Consider the following 17,241-nt stretch of genomic DNA (forward strand, 5'->3'; position numbering starts at 1 on the left):
CCTCGTCCACCCCGACTCCTGGGCACCGTCCCCCCGGTGGTTACACGCGCTCTTCTTCGACCTGAGGTTCGCGCCGCGGTGTCGTATCGTGATGCGGTGACCAGCTCGTCAAGCGTCTCCCCCGTCGCGGAGCTGATCCGCGCGCGCCGTGCCGCGTCCAGCCGTGCCGACGGGCATCGGCTCGTGCTCGTCGTCGAGGGCGGCGGCAGCCGAGGCGTGTACTCCAGCGGCATGGTGTCCGCGCTGGAGGAACTCGGGCTCACGGCGGTGTTCGACGCGGTGTACGGCACGTCGGCGGGGGCTATCAACGGCGCCTGGCTGCTGTGCGGGCGCGCGATCCCCGGTATGCGTACCTGGACCGACCCGGTGATCATGCGCCGCGCCATAGACCCGGCCCGGCTCCTGCGCGGGCGACCCGCGTTCGATCTGCGCTACCTCGTACACCAGGTGTACGACGGCATCGAGCCGATGGATTTCGACGCGATCCTGGCGAATTCCACAACGTTCCATCCGATCGCCACGGATATCCGTACCGGTCGAGCGGTCGACCTGCATCCGCACATCACCGACAAGGGCACGCTCATGCGTGCGCTGCGAGCGTCGGCGGGCCTGCCCATCCTGGCCGGTCCACCGGTCAGCTTGGGCGGCTCCGCCTACTTCGACGGCGGCCTCACCGAGACGGTGCCGATCCGCACCGCCGTCAAAGCGGGCGCGACGCATGCCCTGGTCCTGCGCACCCGCCGCGTCGACGAGAGACGTCCGCCCGCCTCACGGCTGCACCAGATCGTGGGCGGCAGCTATCTGCGCGCGGTGGCACCCGGCGCCTACCGTGCTTGGCTCGAACGCCCGCGCCAGCAGGACATCGAGGACAAAGCGCTGGCCGATCTCGGCGATTCCGTCCTGCAGATCCACCCTCCGCCCGGCTCCCCGGATGTCGACAGTGCCGCCCGCGACACGACGCTCCTGTCCGCCGCGCTCCAGATCGGCCGCCATGCCGTCCTCGGCGCTCTCTCCACCACCATCCACGGCGGTGTAGCGGTCGCCGAGTGAGGAACCGGCACAGACGTCAAGAAACCTTGACGCGAGTGCCGTTGGACAGCACGAAGTCGTGGAGTTCGAGGTGGTCCGGGCTGGCGTCGGGTGGCAGGTCGAAGACCAGTTGGGTGGTCGCGGATTGGCCGGGGCGCAGCTCGAAGGAGTAGCCGAGGCCCTGCTGCGTGTTCTGCCACAGGGTGGCGGTGGCGTTGTGATCGAAGGGGATGCCCTTGGCGTCGACGAGGCGCTGCCCCAGCGGTAGGAACCACTTCACTTCGTCGGAGATATTGCGGATGGCCAGCGTGACGGTGAGGAACGAGCCTGCGGCCGCTTGCAGTCCGACGCGGGATACGCCCGCGTCGACCTTCGTCACGACGAATTCGAACTTGCCGTCACGGACGGCGGTGCCGACCGGCGCCACGGCGGCAGGGTCGGGCAACCGCTGATCCTCGGGCGGTCCGGGGTGCTCCACGGCCACCACGGAGGGCGGCAACGTGGGGGCGGACGTGCCGGAGTCGCCCGCCCTGCTCCCCGCCGCGATCAGCGCGAGGCACCCTGCCGCGAATGCGAAGGGCGCGAGGAAAACTACGACCAGCGCGCCGATCACTTTCGACATCACGCTCCGGCGCCGTCGCGGCTGTCGCCGGATCACCGGGGCGATCGGGCGTCGCCGCGGAGCCGCGGGATAGGCGGGACGTCCGACCAACGGGAAGACTTTGCGCGCGGGCGCGCCCCGCCGTGAATAGGGCGGTGGGGCAACGGGACCCGGCCTGGGGGACAGCACACGCGCCTGAAGTGCGAGCAGCCGCGCCTGCCAAGCGTTGCCCGGATGTCCGGGCGGGACCGGTGCGGCGGGGTAGGACCCATTCTCATACCACCGTCGAACAGCGGTGTGTGGTGGCTGTCCGGCAAGAGTGCCGGAATAGCCCTGCACAGAAGATCCCGGAACATGCTGCCCCGGAGCCGGATGGGGTGGGGGCGCGTGTCGGGGCCAGTCGAGTTTCGTGGCCACCAAGGTCGGGGGGGCCCGGCTCCGGCAGGACCTTCGTCGGAGCGGGCCGATCGAGTCCCTGCCCGAATCCGTGCCCTGCTGGGGAGCCCTCTGCAAGCCGTGGGCGGCATCGTCGACGGACTGTGCGCCGGCCACGCGTTCCTGCGAACGCCCGCCCTGTGCCGCTTCCCCGGCTGGATTCCCTGATTCGGGCAGGGACTCGATCGGCCTCGGCGCGAGCGCCGCCGGTTCATCGGTCAATGCGTTGGTTGCCGGACGGTCTGCGCCAGAAGGCGCGGGCGGCGATGCGGCATGCGGGGCGGCAGCGCCGATCGCGGCACGTGCGGCGGCGGCGAATTCGCCCGCGGTGGAGAATCGTTCGTTCGGATCTTTGGCCAGACCGCGAGCGATGACGGCATCCAGCGCGGCGGGAACGTCGGCGCACACCGACGCGGCCCGCGGTGGCGCCGTCATCAGGTGGGCGTGCATCTGCTGTGCGGGATCGGTGTCGCCGTAGGGGCGGGCGCCGGTGAGGCATTCGTAGAGCACGCAGGCCAGCGAGTAGACGTCCGCGCGGCCGTCCACCGCACCGGTGAATCGTTCCGGAGCCATATACGCCAGCGTGCCGATCGCCATGCCGGTGGTGGTCACGGCGGTCTGGCCGAGTCCGTGCGCGATGCCGAAGTCGATCAGATAGGTGAAGCCGCTGGGATGGACGATGATGTTCGAGGGTTTGACGTCGCGGTGGACCAGTCCCACCCGGTGCGCCGCGTCGAGCGCCACAGCGACGTGACCGACGATGCCGACCGCCACGTCCGGCGTCATCCGCCCCGCGGCCCCGAGTTTGCCCGCCAGGTCGGTGCCCTCGACGAATTGCATATCGATGTAGAGCCGACCGTCGATTTCGCCGAACCGGTGGATCCGCGGGACGTGCGGGTCGCGCAGCTGTGCCACGGCCTCGGCCTCGCGCTCGAATCGTTTGCGATAACCCCCGGTGGCCGCACGTTCGGCGGGCAAGAGTTTCAACGCCACCCGTCGCGCCGCCGCCGTGTCGTACGCCAGCCACACCTGCCCCATGCCGCCCTTGCCCAGCAGCCGCTCCAGCCGGTAACCCCCGAATCGCACCTCCCCCATCGCGAACCTCCAGTCACCGTCGACGTCTGGTCGACCCGCCCACCGCCGCGGCGCCGACCACGGAAAATCAGCAGCTCACCCCGCGAATACCCAAGGACGTGGCCTCTTCGGAGCGTAACCGCACCCCGCGTCGCACACCACTGTGTGCTGGACGACAGTACGGCGGAATGGCCGCCTACCGATGCGGTCTCGCCTTGTCTTTGCCGTTGCCCTGTTTCGGATGATCCGGCTCGTCCTTGCTCTTGGGGCCCGATTTGTCCCCTCCGGATCCGCTCGGACCGTTATCGACGTTCTCCGGGACACCACCGGAATTCGACAGCGGAATCCAATCGGCTTTGCCCGTCGCCACCGGGGTGCAGGTCAACCTGATGCCGTCGACCACGACACCGTGCACGTCGACCGCGGGATCACACGGCAGTCCGGCCGCGGGCACGCCCTGAGTCGGCGGCGAAATCGGCACCGGTACGGCCGGGACGTGCGACGGCGGTTCCGAGTGGGACGTGCGCTCCTGCCTCGGGGAGGAAACCGGCGCGGCCGCCGGGCCGGCGTCGGCGGGCTCGGGCCCCCCGAACCACAGCGCTCCGGCGACCGCCGCCACAAGGGCCGCGAAGGCCGCCAGCGCCACGCGCGGTCCGCGAGACGTCCGCGTATACGGTGGGCGCGATTCGGGGGGCCACGTCCTCCAGCGCGGCGGCTGCATGATGGTCGATACCGGGGACGCCAGCTCGGCCGTCGTCGCGTCCCGGCCCATCACCGCCGCATACGCCGCGGACGCGAGTTCCCCCACGCTGGACCACCGCCGGTCCGGGTCCTTCGCCATGCCGCGCGCGATCACCGTGTCCAGCGCCGCGGGCACACCTGGATTCAGCGCGGAGGCGAGCGGCGGCGTGTCCAGCAGGTGGGCGCGCATCAGACGCGGCGCCGCGGCGTCGTCGAACGGCCTTCGGCCGGTGAGACACTCGTACAGCACACAGGCCAGCGAGTACTGGTCCGCACGGGGCCCTGCCGCGCCATCGAATCGCTCCGGTGCCATGTAGGCCAGCGTGCCCACCACATTCCCGGTGGCGGTGATCGCGGGCTGATCACCGCGGTGCGCGGTGCCGAAGTCGATCAGGTACACCGTGCCGTCCGGCTGCACCATGATGTTGGACGGCTTGACGTCGCGGTGCACCAGACCGGCGCGATGCGCGGCATCGAGCGCGGCCGCCGTCTGCGCGACGATCTCCACCGCCTGCTGTGGCTCCAGCCTCCCGTGGCGCCGCAACAGCGCCGCGACGTCGAGACCATCGATGAACTCCATCTCGATATAGAGACGGCCGTCGAGCTCGCCGAAGGAATGGATCGGCACCAGATGCGGCCCACGCACCTGGGCGGCGAGCCGGGCCTCTCTCGTGAATCGCTGCCGGAAGCCGGTATCGGCCGCGTGCACGACGGCCAGGACCTTCAATGCGACGGCACGGCCGGCAGTAGTGTCGTACGCGAGCCACACCTCGCCCGTGCCGCCGCTGCCTAGCAACCGGTCGAGGCGGTAGTGGCCGAACCACAGCTCGCCCATGTCTATCGAACCTCCCGCTAGCCTTCTCCTCATGAAGGAGCTACCCGAAAACCACGTCGGTACCACGGAACGCGCGCGAACGGTGCCGCGGAACGCCGATCATGGCGCAGCGGGGCGGCTCCGCGCCGCGGAATTCGGCAGACTGGTCGCGGTTGCCCTGGTCGGTGTCGCCCGGCGCGGCGAAGCGGGCGCGGGCTGATGGAACCGATCGAGATCAACGCGGGCACTTGGTATCTGCGTGCCCTGCGCGCGGACGACCGCATCGATGACCGCCCGGCGCTGGCGGCGGGCGGGATCACCGACCCCGACTACGTGGCCCAGCGCAGCGCGGGCTGGACCGAGGAGACCCACTTCTCCTGGGCGGTGTGTGAACCGACCACCGCCGAGCTGGTGGCCGAGATCGGCGTGACGCCCGCGGGCGATGGCACCGCGACCATCACCGGATGGGCGCGCCCGGGCTACCAGCCGGCCCTGGACGCCGGGCTGACGTCCGTCCGTCGCTTCGTCGAGGGTGGTTTGGGCCTGCGGCCGGTCTCCTCCTGAGGATGCCGGGCGGGATCAACGCATGACGCCGGTGTGCCCGGTGGAATAGCGTCCGGGTTGGGGCCAGATGGTGAGCCCGTGCGGTCCTTTGCCCACGGGGATGCGCGCCAAGAGATTCCAGTTGACGATGTCGATGGCGTATACCTCGCCGTGGTGGCGGCCGGACGCCCAGAAGACGCGCCCGTCCGCGGAGATATTGCCCATGTCAGGGCTGCCGCCTCCCGGCACGAACCACTTGTGCACCAGGGCATTCGCCGCGAAATCCCACACCGAGATGCTGCCTTCGTGCCGGTTGGTGATGAGCATCTGGCGGGAGTCGCGGGTGACGTAGAGCCCGTGCGTGCCCTTGCCGGTCGGCACGAAACCGGTGTTCTCGAACGTGTGCGCGTCGAAGGTGTAGATGCCGTCGGCGGCCATGTCGGCGACGAAGAAGGTGTGCCCGTCCGGCGACAGCTTCACATCCTGCGGTTTGCCGGAGCGGCCGCCGGGCAGATCGACCACCTTGACGACCTTGCGCTCGGCGACGTCGAAAGCCAGCATCCTGCCGATGAATTCGCAGGACGCCAGGCCGAACCGTCCGTCGGCGGTGAAGTCCATGTGATCGACGCCTGCGCAGTCGGGCACCGGAAGTGCGTGGATCTTCTCCCAGGTCCGCGGGTCGTAGAAGTCCAGCGACTTGTCCGCCTCCGCGACCACCAGGGCGTACCGACCGTCGGGCGTGTAATACATGTTGTACGGGTCGCGGACGGGAAAAGGCTCCCCCGGCTTGCCCGTGCGCGGATCGATCGGCAACAGGCTGCCCGCACCCAGTGGCAAGTCGTTGGTGACGTAGAGCGTTTGCATGTCGTAGGACGGGACGACGTGCTGCGGCTCCTGGCCACCCGCGGCGAAGGTGTCGATCACCTGGAAGGTGTCCGGATCGATCACCGAGACCGTGTTCGACTGGCTGTTGGGCACGTAGACCAGCGGGCGATGGTCGGCCACGCTGGGACTCAGTTCGCGGTTGGCCGCGTACACGTCGGTGGGCGAGAGCGGCGGCGGCATCCCGGGCAGCAGATCGGTCATGTGCGGCGGGAGCCCGCTGCTTGTCGGTGCGGCCACGGTGGTCGTCGCCGCCTGTCCCGCCTCGGCGCCCACCGTGCCCGCGTCGCTGGCGGCGCAGCCTGTCACGGCGGACAGCACGGTGAGGGAAGCCACGAGGTGGGATGCGCAGTACCGGTACATGCGCTGTCGGTTCAAGCGCCGCACCTGCTCGGAGAGTGGTGAAGACGAGTGGACATGCTTGCGAAGCCTAGGAGGTGGATCCGGGATTCCGGCGCACCCCGCGCCGAGGACACCGGAATGCCCGGATCATCCCCTTCGCGTGCTATTCGAGGGTGGTCAGCACCCGATCCAGGGCGTCGACGGCCTCATCCAGCTCGGCGATCGTGACGGTCAGCGGAGGACGGAAGCGGATACCCCGCTCGCCGGTGCCGAGAATCAGCACACGCTCACGTTCGTGCAGCGCCGTGAGCACCTCGTCGCGCAGCCGAGCCGATGACAGCGTGATCGCGCACATCAGTCCGCGCCCGCGCGCCTCACTGGCGTCGGCGTGCCGTGCGGCCACCCCCGCCAGCCGGTCGAGCAGGTGCGCGCCCAGCGGCCGGGACCGTTCGATGAGCTCGTCGCGCTCGATCACCTCCAGGATGCGCCGGGTGCGCACCATGTCGACGAGGTTGCCACCCCAGGTGGAGTTGAGCCGGGAGCTGACCGTGAACACATTGTCGGGCACCTCGTCCACGCGCCCGCCCGCCATGACGCCGCACACTTGGGTCCGCTTGCCGAAGGCGACGACGTCCGGTGCCAGCCCGAGTTGCTGGTAGGCCCAGGTGGTTCCGGTCATGCCGACGCCGGTCTGCACCTCGTCGAGGACGAACAGCGCGTCGTTGTCGTGACACAGCCGCTGCACGGCTTGCAGGAACTGCGGCCGCAGATGCCGGTCGCCGCCTTCGCCCTGGATCGGCTCGGCGATGAAACATGCGATGTCGTCCGGGTTTTCCGCGAATGCCCGGCGCGCTTGGGCCAGCGCGCACGCCTCCGCCTCCTCGATGTCGAGGGCGTCGGTCAGGTAGGGCGCCTTGATGCGGGGCCAGTCGAACTTCGGGAACCGCGCCGTCTTCACCGGATCCGTGTTGGTGAGCGACATGGTGTAGCCGGTACGGCCGTGGAACGCGCCGGTCAGGTGCAGCACCTTGGTGCCGAGTTCCGGTGCGCGGCCGTGGGATTGGTTGTGCCTGCTCTTCCAGTCGAACGCGATCTTGAGGGCGTTCTCCACCGCGAGACCGCCCCCGTCGATGAAGAACAGGTGCGGCAGCCGCGGATCGCCGAGCACCCGCACGAAGGTCTCGACGAAGCGGGCCATCGCCACGGTGTAGATATCGGAGTTGCTCGGCTTGTTCAGTGCCGCGGTGAGGAGTTCGGCACGGAACTGTTCGTCCTCTGCGAGGGCGGGATGGTTCATGCCCAGCGCGTTGGAGGCGAAGAAACCGAACATGTCGAGGTAGGCGGTGCCGTCGCGTTCGTCGACGAGACGGCAGCCGCGGGACTGCTGGAGGTCGAGGACAAGGTCGAAGCCGTCGGCGAGGATGCTTGCCGACAAGATCTCGCGGACCCGGGCGGCGGGGGTGACCGCCGGGCGGGTGCGTTCCAGTTCGATGGTCACGCCCTGAGGGTACGAAAAAATTTGCGTAACCTCTACACCAAAACGGATTAATTCCTAGCTATCGCTACCTGTCATAGAATGTCTGAAGGATGATGGTGCTCCGGGTGCGCACGTTGGCGGTCGCTCTGATCTCCTGGAGCAACTGCTCGAGGTGCCGTGGGGAGGCCACGCGAACCAGCAGGATGTAGCTCTCGTCGCCGGCCACCGAGTGGCAGGCCTCGATGCCGGGGATGTGCTGGAGCACCGCGGGCGCGTCATCGGGTTGCGACGGGTCGAGAGGAGTGATCGCGACGAATGCCGACAGCAACTGGCCGAGCGCTTCGGGATCGACGTGTGCGGTATACCCGCGGATCACGCCGCGCGCCTCTAATCGACGGACCCGCGATTGCACGGCGGACACCGACAGACTCGCCTTTTCGGCCAGATTCGACAGGGTGGCCCGTCCATCGGCCATCAGTTCACGAATCAGCAGGCGATCGATGTCATCGAGTACGGGTCTTGCCGGTGTATCCGCCATCAGCGAAGGCTAACCCAGGCGGCCCACCTCGTGTCCGGAACCTGACCTCCATCCTCCCGCTATGTGGGACGACACCCCCGCTCTGCGGGCCACCGATGCCGCGATGCGGCCGAAAGGTACGGCGGAACAACAGATGACTGAAGTACTCGGCGCCAAGACCACTACGCAGGAACTCACCGATCGCGCGACCGCGGTGCTGCGCGAACTCGGCGCGCGACCCCCGGAGCCCGGCGCGCTGCCCGCGCGCACTCCGATCACCGGAGGACAGCTTCTGAGCCTGCGGCCCAGCTCGCTCGACGAGGTCGATGCCGCGATCGGCCGCGCCGCCACCGCCTTCCAGGCGTGGCGGAGCGTTCCGGCGCCGGTCCGGGCCGCGGTCGTGCGCCGGCTGGCGCAGCTGCTCACCGCGCACAAGGGCAACCTGGCCGAGCTGGTGACCCTGGAGGCGGGCAAGATCCCCGCCGAGGCCGCGGGCGAAGTGCAGGAGATGATCGACATCTGCGAGTTCGCCATCGGCCTTTCCCGGCAGCTGTACGGACAGACCATGCCCTCCGAACGGCCGGGGCACCGGTTGATGGAGACGTGGCATCCACTCGGTGTGGTCGGGGTGATCTCGGCGTTCAACTTTCCGGTCGCGGTGTGGGCGTGGAACACGGCGATCGCGCTGATCTGCGGGGACACCGTCGTCTGGAAGCCCTCGGAGACGACGCCGCTGACCGCGGTGGCCTGCCATGCGTTGCTGCGGCGCGCGGCGAGCGAGGCCGGGGCGGATCCCGAAGTACATCAATTGATCCAGGGCGGCAGCGACGTCGGGTCCCGCCTCGTCGAGGATGAACGAGTGGCGCTGGTGAGCGCGACCGGCTCGGTGCGGATGGGGCGGCTCGTCGCGCCGCGGGTGGCCGAGCGGCTCGGACGCTGCCTGCTGGAGTTGGGCGGCAACAACGGCGCGATCGTCACCCCCTCCGCCGATCTCGAGCTCGCGGCGCGGGCCATCGTGTTCGCGGCGGCGGGCACCGCCGGGCAGCGCTGCACCACACTGCGGCGGCTGATCGCGCACCGTGACGTGATCGACCCGCTGGTGGACCGGCTGGAGCGGGCTTATCGGCAGCTGCCCGTCGGCAACCCGCTCGACGACGGGGTGCTGGTCGGTCCGCTGATCGACGGAAAGGCCTATACCGGAATGCGTGCCGCGCTGGACCAGGCGGTGACCGACGGCGGCGAATTGGTCTGCGGCGGTGAGCGAGTCGAGGGGTTCGGCGACGACGCCTACTATGTGCGGCCAGCCATCGTGCGCATGCCCGCCCAGACCGCCGTGGTGCGCGAGGAGACCTTCGCGCCGATCCTGTACGTGCTCACCTACGACGACTTCGACCGCGCGATCACCCTGCACAACGAAGTGCCGCAGGGCCTTTCGTCCGCCATCTTCACCACCGACCAGCGCGAGGCAGAACGCTTCCTGGCCGCCGACGGATCCGACTGCGGGATCGCCAACGTCAACATCGGCACCTCCGGCGCCGAGATCGGCGGCGCCTTCGGCGGCGAGAAGCAGACCGGCGGCGGACGCGAATCGGGCTCGGACTCCTGGAAGGCCTACATGCGCCGGGCCACCAACACGATCAACTACTCCACCGAACTCCCCCTCGCCCAGGGCATCGAGTTCGGCTGAACACCCCCGCCCACCAGCGGATTCGGTAGTACGCGCATACCTGTGTAGTGTTATACCTACCGACGCGGGGTGGAGCAGCTCGGTAGCTCGCTGGGCTCATAACCCAGAGGCCGCAGGTTCAAATCCTGTCCCCGCTACTACGGAGAACGGCCCGCAACCATCAGGTTGCGGGCCGTTCTCACGTTCGTTCGGCATCACATTTGGCATCATCAGCCGAACTCAGTGAACCGAACTCGTACTGTCAGACGCGTCGGCGTAGAAGTAGTTGAACAGGAAGCAATGGTCTTGGCTGTGGTCCACGTCGCCGAGCAGTCCGGCGTTGTCGGCGACGATCTGGTGGGTACGGCGGGCGGCCGCGCTCGGCGAGTTCCTTGTAGGCGGTGCTTTCGCGGAGCTCCATGGGCGGCCTCCACGGACGCGGTGCGGATCAGCACGACGACGTCGAAGCGCGCGGGCCGGAGGCCCTTGGCGGCCAGCACCTCGTCGCCCTCGCCGGGCGGCCGCAGGACCGCGCGGAACACGTTCGCCTCGAACGCATCCATACCCGCGGCGAGCCCCTCGAGTCGGGCGGCCAGCTGGACCGGAGCAGATGCGAAGGGGCCACGCCAGGAACCGACCTCGCCGGCGAGCATGACAAAGCCGTCGTCGGTCGGGGGCAGTACGCGGGCCTTGATCGCCAAGTGGTCATTGATCAGACTTCATGGCACCGACGCTAGCCAGAGACGTTCGGGATCGCTTCCGTCATCTGACTGGCGGTGAGGTGTTGTTCGGCGGTCACGACACCAGCCTGGCCAGCTCCGCACGCGAGGTGACGCCCAGCTTCGGGAACGCCTTGTACAGGTGATAGGCGACCGTGCGCGGGCTGAGGAACAGCTGCGCGCCGATTTGGCGGTTGGATGCGCCGGTGACGGCCAGCCGCACTACCTGGAGTTCCTGTGGCGTCAGCACGCTCAGCGGATCGCTCACACGGGAATGGCCGGATAGGGAAAGCCCGGTCGCGCGCAGTTCGGCGGCGGCGCGGTCCGACCAGACAGCAGCGCCGAGCCGATCGAAGGTCTCCATGGCGGCTTGCAGTTGCGGGCGAGCCTCGACGCGACGCCTGTTGCGGCGCAACCATTCTCCGTACACCAGGCGGGTACGTGCCTCGTCGAAGGGTTGCCGGTGTTCGGCGTGCAATGCCAGGGACCGCTCGAAAAACCCTCCGGCCGCGCTGTCCGGGGCCAGCAGCGCACGGGCCCGATACAGAATGGCGAGCGCCGCCGCCTGGCCGGTGCTCTCGACCCAGTCCGCGAGAGGCTTCAGCCGATCGTGGCCCCGTCGCGAATCACCCGACCGGACAGCGGCTTCGATGTAGTCCGGCCACGAATACCACCACAGGAAGGCGTGGCGGGTGGGACCGGCCATCGCCTGGTCCACCCGATCGAGCACCGCTTCGTAGCGGCCCTGCCCGAGTTCGAGCATCACCCGCGCGTACTCGGCCCAGCAGGCCGCCGGCATCCAAGCCCGGTGGTCGGCGTCCCGAATGGCCTGCTCCGCCAAGGTAATACACTCGGCCTCCGCCCCGGCGACCGCGGATAGCCAGGCGTGCACGCCCGCCAGGTAACCCCGCCACATCGGCTGGCCGACGTCGGATGCCAAGGTCATGCCAGTGGTTGCTGTGGCTCGCGCGGATTGGTGCCGGCCGTTGAACAGCTGGGCGATGGCGAGCAGCGTCATGGCCTGAGGCATGCGTCCCAGTCGTCCCTCGGTCCGGCATTCCTCGACGAGTCCGGTCGCGCGCTCGAGCATGCCGACCGCGCCGGCGCGGGCCAGATCTTGAAACGCGATGAGGTAGCGCAACTCCGGCGGCAGGTGATCGGCCGGAATCACGAAATCGGCCGCGGTCGCGGGTTCGCCCTCGACAAGCAGGCGCAACGCGCGGTTGGCTGCGCGCACTATAGCGGGCAGCCCCGCACCGTCCGGGCACATCTCCTCGGAGCGGCGAGCCAGCGCGAGCTGATGCGGGTGGGTGGCGCTGGCCCAGACGTAGTAGCCCGCCACCGCGATCAGCGACAGCCTGACCAGCATGTCGTCCGCTGCCTCGGCCCCCTCGTGGATGAGCCGCACGGCCGCCAAGGGCCGATCCGACCGGAGTTCCAGTTTCGCGCGTACGTAGGCGAGCTGTGCCAGGACATCGCCCGTCGGTCTCGCCGCCTCGGCCTGGCGTCGTGCCCGGTCCACCAATTCACCCGCGCGTTGCCACAGGCCCGCTTCGGTCGCGGCCTCGGCCGCGGCCGTCCACCGGCGGACAGCCTCAGCGGGATCGGTGGACAGCTCGGCCGCGCGAGCGTACGTTGCCGACACCGCCGCCTGCCCACCGCGTTGACGCGCACGCAGCGCCACGCTTTCGAGCTGCTCGGCCAATTCCTCGTCGGGCTGCAGGGCGACGGCAGCAAGATGCCAGGCGCGTCGGTCGGCGTCGACCGACGCGGCCAGCGCCCGGTGCGCGGCCATCCGGGCGGCGATGTCGCAGGCCAGCAGCACCGCGGTACGCACAAGCGGATGCCGGAAGGTGACACCGTCCGGGCCCACCCCGACCAGGCCCGCCCGCTCGGCCACCGCGAAGTCATCCAGCGAAGCCTGGAGCGGGCCGATCGCGTGCGCGAGCAGGTCCAACTCGTCGATGTGCTCCAACGCCGCCACCAGCAAGCAGGAACGCGTGGCCTCCGGAAGCGCTGCGATCCGCGCGCGGAACCCCATCAGTACCCTATCCGTGACAGGCTGTGCGGCACCTGGAGAAAAGGGCGGCAGGACCAGTGCGCCCCTGCGTTGCTCGGGAGTGAGCATGCGGGGCAGCTCGATCAGGGCGAGCGGATTGCCCATCGCCTCGGCGACGATCTGGTCGCGGACGGCGGTCGGCAGATCCGGGGCCTGTTCGCAGAGGAGCGTGCGGGCAGCCTCGTCGTTCAGGCAACCCAGTCGCAACTCGGGCAAATCCCGTGCGGGGCAATCGCCCCCGGAGCACCAACCGTTCCTCGAGGCGAACAGTATGGTGACGGGCTCGGCATGCAGGCGACGTGCGGCGAACTGCAGGGCGTCGGAAGATTCACCGTCCAGCCATTGCGTGTCGTCGACCAGGCACACCACCGGGCTCGCCGTCGACAGCTCCACCAGCAGGCCGAGCGTCGCCAGCCCGACCAGGAACCGGTCGCCGTGCACGACGTCACCCAGACCGAGTGCGGCGCGCAACGCATTCGCCTGCTGCCGCGGCAACGCCTCCACCTCATCGAGCACCGGGCGCAGCAGCCGATGCAGGGCCGCGAACGGAAGATCGGCCTCGGACTCGACACCGACCACCCGCAGCAGCCGTGCCCGCGCCGTCGCGGCCGCGTACTCCAGAAGAGCCGACTTGCCGACGCCCGCCTCACCGCGTACCACCAGCGCGCCGGACCGTCCCTCGAGCAGCTCGTCTATGACTGACTGCTCCACTTGCCGCCCGAACAGCATCGAACCCATCCAGCAACGCCTATCCCTCGTGCCGTACGAAACACGGCGCGGTTCAGATTAGCGTGACGTCGTCCAGGGCCTGGACCGGGGACTACGCGGTCCAGCGCGCCCAGACGTCGATCGCCATGAGCGACTCCCTTCTCCACAGATTCACTGGGATTCCCGCGGATCAGCGTAGGAATGCGGTGAGTAGCGGGGTGGTTTGCGCTGGGCAGTCTTCGTGGACGGTGTGCCCGCAGCCCGGGAGAGTGGTGGCCGTAGCGTTCGGGATCCGCGCGGCCAGTTCACCGGCTTGGGAGGCGGGGAGCCAGGTGTCCTCCGCGCCCCACACCACGAGTGTGGGTGTAGCGACCCCCGCGAGTCCGGCGTCGGTGAGCCGATAGTCCAGGTTCCGCCACAGCGACAGGAAGCCGGCCCGATTCGCTGGTCGCGAGAACGGTGCGTATAGCTCATCGATCACCTCCTCGGTGACCAGGTGGCGGTTGTGGAAGGTGCCGCGGATGCTGTCGGCGTAGAAGGACCGGGTGGTGAGGTTGGTGGCCAGTTCGCCCAGCAGGGGTGTGGTGAACAGCGGGGTGACAGGGGCCTTTTCGGCGTCGAGGCCGGGTGCGTCGAGCAGGACGAGTCGCTCGACGCGGTCGGGATGCCGTTCGGCGAAGTACAGGCTCCAGGCACCGCCCCACGAGTGTCCGACGATAGCCGCTCGGGGTAGACCGACGGCGTCGAGGAAGGTCGCGATGGCCTCCGACATCGCTGGCAGGTCATATGCGAAGTCGCCGCGGTGCAGTTCGGTGAACCCCTGGCTGGGCAGATCGACGGCATAGACAGTGTGTTCGGTTGCCAGCGCCGGGACGACATCTCGCCAGGAGTACCCCCACAGCCCGCCCCCCGCGATGAGCACGACCGGCGAGCCCGTCCCGGTACGGGTGTAGTGGAATCGAGCGAGGTCGGTCTCGGCGTACCTGGACTCGACGCGAGACAAATACTGCGACTGATAGGGCGAGCTCGGGGGCTCCCAGGCATATGCCACAGGAAAGGCGATGGCGGCGAGTGCGATCAGCGGGACAGCTACTCGACAGACGGGTGAGTATCCCCCGGCGTGACGGGATGTGGGGTAGTTCACGCCGGTCGAGCCCGAGCCGCCGAAGGCGACCCGCACGATGTCACTGCGTCGCCCATCACACCGATGCGGATGTGCGGCGGTAGAAGTCGATCTGGTCGGCGACCACACGGTCGCGGAACTCGGGGTTGGTGTAGAAGGTGAAGTGGGTGCCGGGATAGACGCGGAGTTCGCCGTTGGAGGCGCGGTCGGCCAGCTCGCGGCTGTTTTCCAGCGGTGTCTCCCGGTCCTCGGCGGCGACACAGACCAATAAGGGGCAGGACAGGCGGGCGGCGGACTCGGCGGGGCGGTAGCGCATCATCCGCAGCAGGCCCCTGGGGGCTACGGTGTTGCGCCACAACGTATTCTGGCCACCGGTGAGAGCCTGGATGTGCTGTTCGGCCTCTGGGCTCGCGGTCACGGCGAGCTCCCCGAGGTGGCCGACCATGGGGATGTAGTACGGTCGCAGGCCCAGCCTGCCTCGTAGGGCGTCCCAGAGGATCGCGCCCAGCAGCTTCAGCGTGTCACCGGTCGACCGTCCGTCGACCTTCTTCGGGAATCCGTTGAACGGGATCTGCGCCACCACGGCCGCGATCCGGGGATCGCTTGCGGCCACGGTGATTACGTGTGCGCCGCCCAGAGAGTTGCCCCACAGCAGCACCCTGCCGGGGTCGATGCGTTCATGTTCTCGGGCGAACACCACGGCGGCGGCGATATCGACCAGCTGGGCGTCGATATCGGGGAGCTGGCGCGGTTCGCCCTCGCTCTCGCCGAAGCCTCGGTAGTCGAAGACCAGCGCCGCGAAGCCCGCGGCGGCGAAGCGCTCGGCGTAGTCGAAGAGGCGGTCCATCGTTCCGCTATAGCCGTGGCACAGCACCACGCACGGCACCGGACCTGAATCGGCGGGCAGGTAGAGGTAACCGGCGCACCGCACGCCGGCGGCGGTAAAAGACACCGTGGTTCGCATAAAGACCTTCCCTACCGACGAGGACTGACTGTCGGAAAACACTGATGAGCCTCGTTCAGGAAAGGAGTTCCCGTGCGGCGGCCCAGGCCCGGGCGAGCCCGAACTCGGCCACGCCGCGGAGCAGGTCACGGAAGGTCTCCTCGGTGGCCCCGGCTGCCCTGGCCAGCTCGGCGTGCAGGCGCATCGATTCGCCCAGCGTCTGGTAGAAGACATCCACGGTCAGGCACGCGATCGCCCGTTCCCGGACGCTGAGGTGCGGGCGGGCCCAGCGCTGAGCCAATTGGTCCTCGGTGAAGGCGGCCAGACCGGGATCCACATCCTCCAGTACGCGCACGGACCCGGCCAGCGCACCGGTCAGCGGCACCGGCTCGACCGGCTCGACGTCCTGCGCTTCGGGCAGGCCGAGTTCGGCCAGGCGCTGAAAGGCGGAGACGAGGATGGGGTAGCCCACATACGGGGCCAGGTGACGGTAGAGCTCTCTGATGGCCTCGGGTTCGACATCGTTGGCCATGGCCATCCGCACGTGCATGGTCAGGGGCAGGTCCAGGTGCGGGTGGCACAGGTCGGAAGTCAAACAGACGAAGGCCTTCTCGCGCATCGTCAGATGCGTCAGGCCCCAGAGGTTTTGCCCCGCGCCGACGGCGAGCTGGGCGAAGACGGGGTCGAGGGCGGTCAGCGCGTCGGCTCCGGCGAGCTGTGTCATGATGTGCTCCGTTCAGGACAGGCCCAGCGCGCGTCGGCGCAGGGCATCGAGGGTGTACTGGGGGACGATGCGGCCGAGCGTGCTCATCAACCGCGACTTCTTGCCGACCGGATAGCGGGAGCGCGGCTTACACGCGGTCAGCGATGTTCGGATCGTTTTGCCATAGTGGGACGCTACGAAGACTGCGGTGGCGGTCGCGTCCGTCAGATGACTGGTACGTGTCCGGGCCCGTATCGGTCAGGTGACGCATGCCCGTCGTGACGGGGATGCCTGCCTGCGAATCATCTGGTTCCGGCTGGAACCGGTTGATGGTGGCTGGCTTCGAACTCATCCAGGATTCCGGATCGGGCGGCACCGAGGTCGGAACGATTCGCCGAGCGTCGACGGTCCCGCGGAGTGGTTCTGACGAGACTCGCCAGTCGGGTACGGAACCGCCGCACACCGTCGGAGACGGCGACAGTCCACACCGCGATTCCCGTGCCTACGAATGTCGCTTCCGGCGACGCAATCGCTTCCGCGGCGATTGCTGGCATATCTGTCATCCGGCTCACATCCGGATCTTCGTAGGAATGATTTCCGTTGCCGATGCTCCGCCGGGCAGTGCCGCAAAGCGGGGGTTAAGAGATGGTTACAGCGCGGTCCTGGATTGGCGGCACCGAGGCGGCCGTGCCACGATACTTTCGAGTCACACCCGGACAATTCATCCCGAAGCGTTTACCCAACGGCAACGCCTGGTTCCCATCGCCGCACCGGCTTGTCTCCTTCGGCGTGTTCGTATGAGGATTCGATCGCCAATGTCGGCCATCTCCGCACACCAGGGCAAGAATCTGTGAGGAATTTTTCG

General features: G+C 68.6%; 14 protein-coding genes and 1 tRNA gene. 5 read left to right on the forward strand and 10 right to left on the reverse strand.

The genetic code is table 11. From position 1 onward, the window contains the following. Positions 1-96: 96 nt before the first annotated feature. Positions 97-1,050, forward strand: coding sequence for a patatin-like phospholipase family protein (locus ACWPXK_RS00525; protein ID WP_454194048.1), 954 nt, complete (start codon positions 97-99; stop codon positions 1,048-1,050). A 16-nt stretch (positions 1,051-1,066) separates the two neighbouring features. Here ACWPXK_RS00525 and ACWPXK_RS00530 read toward each other — a convergent pair whose 3' ends face one another. Beyond that, entirely contained in the window at positions 1,067-3,160 is a 2,094-nt protein-coding gene (locus tag ACWPXK_RS00530) for a protein kinase domain-containing protein (RefSeq protein ID WP_454194049.1), read from the reverse strand. 175 nt (positions 3,161-3,335) lie between these two features. Then, complete coding sequence (locus ACWPXK_RS00535; protein WP_454194050.1) at positions 3,336-4,715, reverse strand: serine/threonine-protein kinase; 1,380 nt, start codon at positions 4,713-4,715, stop codon at positions 3,336-3,338. A gap of 31 nt (positions 4,716-4,746) precedes the next feature. Here ACWPXK_RS00535 and ACWPXK_RS00540 point away from each other — a divergent pair, with 31 nt between their 5' ends. Further along, positions 4,747-4,914, forward strand: a complete 168-nt coding sequence (locus ACWPXK_RS00540; RefSeq protein WP_454194051.1) for a hypothetical protein — start codon at positions 4,747-4,749, stop codon at positions 4,912-4,914. Then, positions 4,914-5,258, forward strand: a complete 345-nt coding sequence (locus tag ACWPXK_RS00545; RefSeq protein ID WP_454194052.1) for a hypothetical protein — start codon at positions 4,914-4,916, stop codon at positions 5,256-5,258. Before ACWPXK_RS00540 ends, ACWPXK_RS00545 begins: the two co-directional genes overlap by 1 nt. Positions 5,259-5,273: 15 nt before the next feature. Here the strand turns inward: ACWPXK_RS00545 and ACWPXK_RS00550 are convergent, their stop codons facing one another. The 3 genes from ACWPXK_RS00550 to ACWPXK_RS00560 all read right to left on the reverse strand — a co-directional run bounded on the left by ACWPXK_RS00550 (position 5,274) and on the right by ACWPXK_RS00560 (position 8,476). After that, positions 5,274-6,497 carry a YVTN family beta-propeller repeat protein gene (locus ACWPXK_RS00550; RefSeq protein ID WP_454194053.1) on the reverse strand — a complete coding sequence of 408 codons (1,224 nt, stop codon included), beginning with the start codon at positions 6,495-6,497 and terminating at the stop codon, positions 5,274-5,276. A gap of 127 nt (positions 6,498-6,624) precedes the next feature. Then, complete coding sequence (lat, locus tag ACWPXK_RS00555; RefSeq protein ID WP_454194054.1) at positions 6,625-7,959, reverse strand: L-lysine 6-transaminase; 1,335 nt, start codon at positions 7,957-7,959, stop codon at positions 6,625-6,627. Between the two features lie 64 nt (positions 7,960-8,023). Continuing rightward, positions 8,024-8,476 carry an Lrp/AsnC family transcriptional regulator gene (locus ACWPXK_RS00560; RefSeq protein WP_040774829.1) on the reverse strand — a complete coding sequence of 151 codons (453 nt, stop codon included), beginning with the start codon at positions 8,474-8,476 and terminating at the stop codon, positions 8,024-8,026. A gap of 133 nt (positions 8,477-8,609) precedes the next feature. Between ACWPXK_RS00560 and amaB the strand changes: the two genes are divergently transcribed. Beyond that, positions 8,610-10,142 (forward strand): L-piperidine-6-carboxylate dehydrogenase, encoded by a 1,533-nt coding sequence (amaB, locus tag ACWPXK_RS00565; RefSeq protein WP_454194055.1) that lies wholly within the window; start codon positions 8,610-8,612, stop codon positions 10,140-10,142. Positions 10,143-10,205: 63 nt separating this feature from the next. Continuing rightward, positions 10,206-10,279 (forward strand) — tRNA-Met (locus tag ACWPXK_RS00570). Positions 10,280-10,351: 72 nt separating this feature from the next. Here the strand turns inward: ACWPXK_RS00570 and ACWPXK_RS00575 are convergent. The 5 genes from ACWPXK_RS00575 to ACWPXK_RS00595 form a co-directional block, all read right to left on the reverse strand. Beyond that, positions 10,352-10,822, reverse strand: coding sequence for a hypothetical protein (locus tag ACWPXK_RS00575; protein WP_454194056.1), 471 nt, complete (start codon positions 10,820-10,822; stop codon positions 10,352-10,354). Positions 10,823-10,916: 94 nt separating this feature from the next. Next, positions 10,917-13,637: a LuxR C-terminal-related transcriptional regulator gene (locus ACWPXK_RS00580; RefSeq protein ID WP_454194057.1), complete on the reverse strand. Its 2,721-nt coding sequence runs from the start codon at positions 13,635-13,637 to the stop codon at positions 10,917-10,919. A gap of 160 nt (positions 13,638-13,797) precedes the next feature. Beyond that, on the reverse strand, positions 13,798-14,658 hold the full coding sequence (locus ACWPXK_RS00585) for an alpha/beta fold hydrolase (protein WP_454194058.1): 861 nt from the start codon (positions 14,656-14,658) through the stop codon (positions 13,798-13,800). A 148-nt stretch (positions 14,659-14,806) separates the two neighbouring features. Further along, positions 14,807-15,694 carry an alpha/beta hydrolase gene (locus ACWPXK_RS00590; protein WP_454194059.1) on the reverse strand — a complete coding sequence of 296 codons (888 nt, stop codon included), beginning with the start codon at positions 15,692-15,694 and terminating at the stop codon, positions 14,807-14,809. A 55-nt stretch (positions 15,695-15,749) separates the two neighbouring features. Further along, entirely contained in the window at positions 15,750-16,397 is a 648-nt protein-coding gene (locus tag ACWPXK_RS00595) for a carboxymuconolactone decarboxylase family protein (protein WP_454194060.1), read from the reverse strand. Positions 16,398-17,241: the final 844 nt, after the last annotated feature.

Source organism: Nocardia sp. Marseille-Q1738 (assembly GCF_965283145.1).